Annotated in this window: 3 protein-coding genes; all 3 read right to left on the bottom strand. The window is 70.5% G+C overall.

Annotation, left to right across the window (positions count from 1 at the left end; genetic code table 11):
- Positions 1–71: 71 nt before the first annotated feature.
- Positions 72–1,007, bottom strand: coding sequence for a tRNA (adenosine(37)-N6)-dimethylallyltransferase MiaA (miaA, locus tag D8Y23_RS16315; RefSeq protein ID WP_128219081.1), 936 nt, complete (start codon positions 1,005–1,007; stop codon positions 72–74).
- Positions 1,004–2,554 (bottom strand): tRNA (N6-isopentenyl adenosine(37)-C2)-methylthiotransferase MiaB, encoded by a 1,551-nt coding sequence (gene miaB, locus D8Y23_RS16310; protein ID WP_128219080.1) that lies wholly within the window; start codon positions 2,552–2,554, stop codon positions 1,004–1,006. Before miaB ends, miaA begins: the two co-directional genes overlap by 4 nt.
- A gap of 73 nt (positions 2,555–2,627) precedes the next feature.
- On the bottom strand, positions 2,628–3,486 hold an 859-nt coding region (locus tag D8Y23_RS16305; protein WP_342672127.1), incomplete at its 5' end, for a regulatory protein RecX.

The raw sequence follows: 3,486 nt of genomic DNA, 5'->3' as shown, positions 1-3,486 counted from the left end.
GAGTCCGGCTTCCTCCCACAGCGAAACGACGGCATCCTGGTCCGCGACCTCGAACGCTCGGATGCGCACACTCATCCCGCGACCTCCCCGACCAGAGCGTCGGCACGGACGGTCCGCGCATCGACGCCGCGCGCGTCGGCGTAGCGACGGAACCATGACACCTGTCGGCGCGCGTAGCGGCGCGTGAGAGCCTGCGTCTCGGCGATCGCCTCGGCCCGGGTCGTCTCTCCCCGAAGTTCCGCGAGAGCCTGCGCGTACCCGATCGCGCGCGCCGCGGTGACGCCACGCTCGATTCCCTCGGCCCTCAGGGCGGATACCTCCTCGAGCAGGCCCCGCTCCCACATGTTCTCGACGCGGTCGTCGAGCAGGTCCACGAGCGTCTGTCGCTCGATCTGCGTCGCGAGGATCGTGGTGCGTGGATGCCAGAGATCGGGCGCAGCCGGGAGGGCACCGCCGTGGGTGTGCTCCCCCTGCGCGAGCACCTCGAGTGCGCGCACGACCCGACGTCCGTTGCGCGGATCGATGCGTGCGGCGGCGGCGGGGTCGCTCGAGCGAAGGCGCTCGAACAGGACGCCGGGGCCGACGCTCTCGAGCTCGGCCTCCAACGACGCCCGGACTGCGGGATCGCGCGGCGGGAAACGGAAGTCCCACAGCACGCTGGAGACGTACAGCCCCGAACCGCCGACGAGGATCGCGTCCGCACCGCGCGCGTGCACGTCGGCAATGGTCTGTCGCGCCGCCGGCTGATACCGGGCCACGGCCGCTTCGTCCGTGACAGCGAGAGCGTCGAAGAGGTGATGCGGGATCCCACGCCTCTCGGACGCCGGCAGCTTCGCGGTCCCGATGTCCATCCCGCGATACAGCTGCATGGCGTCGGCGTTCACGATCTCGGCACCTCGCCCGCGCGCCTGCAGCGCCTCGGCGAGATCGAGGGAGAGTCCGGTCTTCCCGGTTCCCGTGGCCCCGACGATCGCCCAGAGCCGCGGTGCGTCGCCGACGGTGGTCACCCGCCGATGCGCAGGGTCGGGAGCCCCAGCGACACGGCGCGGGGGGCGCCCGTGTCACCCGCGGGAGTCGGCACACCGCAGGACTCCGCCTGCGCGCGGTCCCACGCGTCTCCGGCACGCGTACGCCGGATGCGCAGCGGCTCTCCCGCCGGAGCGTCGGCCAACAGATAGAACGGTGCGGCGTGCGTCGCCTGCACCGACACGACGTCGCCCGGGCGCGGGAGCGCCGACCCGTCCGGGACCTCGAAATGCACGAGCCGGTTGTCTTCGGCGCGGCCGGTGAGGCGCCGCGTCGCGGCATCCTTCTTGCCCTCGCCCGTAGACACCAGCACCTCGAGAGAACGCCCGAGCTGCTTCTGGTTCTCTTCCAGGGAGATGCGCTCCTGGAGCGCGATGAGACGCTCGTATCGTTCCTGGACCACGGCCTTGGGGACCTGGTCGTCCATCGTGGCGGCGGGAGTGCCCTCGCGAACCGAGTACTGGAAGGTGAATGCACTCGAGAAACGCGATGCCTCGACCACGCGCATGGTCTCTTCGAAATCGGCATCCGTCTCGCCGGGGAAGCCGACGATGATGTCGGTCGTGATCGCGGCGTACGGGATGCGTTCGCGCACGCGGTCCAGGATGCCGAGGAACCGCTCGCTGCGGTAGGACCGGCGCATGGCCTTGAGGATCCGGTCCGATCCGGACTGCAGCGGCATGTGCAGCTGCGGCATGACCGACGGTGTCTCGGCCATGGCGGCGATGACGTCGTCGGTGAAGGCCGCCGGGTGCGGGCTCGTGAAGCGGATGCGCTCGAGCCCCTCGATCTCACCGGCCGCCCTCAGGAGCTTGCCGAACGCGAGACGGTCGCCGAACTCGACACCGTAGGAGTTGACGTTCTGGCCGAGGAGCGTGACCTCGATCGCCCCGTCGTCGACGAGGAGTCGGATCTCGTTCAGGATGTCGCCCGGCCGGCGGTCCTTCTCTTTGCCGCGCAGGCTCGGGACGATGCAGAAGGTGCAGGTGTTGTTGCAGCCGACCGAGATCGACACCCAGCCGCTGTGAACCGAGTCGCGCTTGGTGGGAAGCGTCGAGGGGAAGATCTCGAGCGATTCGAGGATCTCGAGCTCGGCTTCGCCGTTGTGGCGCGCGCGCTCCAGCATGCCCGGGAGCGAACCCATGTTGTGTGTGCCGAAGACGACGTCGACCCACGGGGCCTTCTGCTGAACGGCATCCTTGTCCATCTGCGCGAGGCAGCCTCCGACGGCGATCTGCATACCGTCGCGTGCGTCTTTGCGGGACTTCAGGTGGCCCAGGGTGCCGTACAGCTTGCCCGCGGCGTTGTCACGGACGGCGCACGTGTTGATAACGACGACGTCCGCGTCGGTGCCGACCTCGGCGCGGACGTAGCCCGCGCTCTCGAGCGAGCCGGAGAGACGCTCGGAATCATGAACGTTCATCTGACACCCGAACGTGCGGACCTCGTAGGTGCGCACACGACCGTCGGCCGTGAGGGCGGCCGCGGAGGGCGCGATGAGCGTCGGTGTCGATACGGGGGTCGTCATGATGCGTGCCATTCTAAGCGCCGGTCACGAGGAGAGCGGAGTCGGGATGGAGCGCGCTGAGGTGGGCAGCGGATCAGTCGTCCGGGGTGAACCGCACGCCGGACGACGCGGACGGTCGGGAGAACGGCGCACGCCGAACGCCCGCCTCGGCCAAGGCCTGCCGCGCCGCCTCGAGCGAGACGGACGACGAATAGCCGCGGCGGGCGAGCTGACCAGCCAAGCGGCGCAAGCTCGCGTCGTAATCCTTGCCGCCAACGCTGCGCGCCTTCGAACGCGCGAACTCCAGTGCCCGCTCCGCATCATCGTCGGGAAGCTCCGCGATCGCGGCGTCTGCCACGTCACGCGGGATCCCCCGTTTGCGAAGCGTCTGTACGACCGCGCGACGGCCCTGCCCGCGACGCTCGACCGCCGACATCGCCAATTGCTCGGCGAACGCTTCGTCGTCGAGGTAGCCGAGGTCGACGAACTTCGTCACGACCTCCTCGATCACGACGTCATCGACGCCTTCGACCGCACGGAGGGTCGTACGCGCCTCCGCCAGAGACAGAGATCGACCGCGGAGCTTTCGCAGAAGAACGGCCTCGCTGCGATCACGGATCTCGTCGGGCGACTCAGGTTCGGCGGAGCCCTCGAACACGGCGCCCGGGTGGGACCAGCCCGGCGCCTGGTCCGGTTCCGGCGCAGGCTCGCCCGGCCGGACCGCGGCGGGCGTGCGCGCGAAGGGCTTGGCCGCGAACGTCGCGGGCGCGGGCGTGCGCGAGCCGAAGAGCGGGATCACCGGGGCCAGTTCGTCACCGGCCGCGCGGCCGCCCGCATCGCGCTCCGCATGAGCGGAATCGCGACCCGGGCGGCGGGCGTCGTCGGTCATCAGGCGGGACGGCGAGCCGCGAGCTCGTCGGCCTCCGGCGCGGCGGCCGCCGGCACGGCGGCCG

Origin of the sequence: Microbacterium enclense, from assembly GCF_004022425.1 — a bacterium.
In the GTDB taxonomy this organism is placed as follows: domain Bacteria; phylum Actinomycetota; class Actinomycetes; order Actinomycetales; family Microbacteriaceae; genus Microbacterium; species Microbacterium enclense_A.
Note: the sequence above shows the minus strand (reverse complement) of the source record. Positions and strands in the feature narration are given on the sequence as shown.

Coding starts and splice junctions, on each gene's coding strand:
- miaB (WP_128219080.1), bottom strand. CDS start 2,554: ATGACGACCCCCGTATCGACACCGACGCTCATCGCGCCCTCCGCGGCC.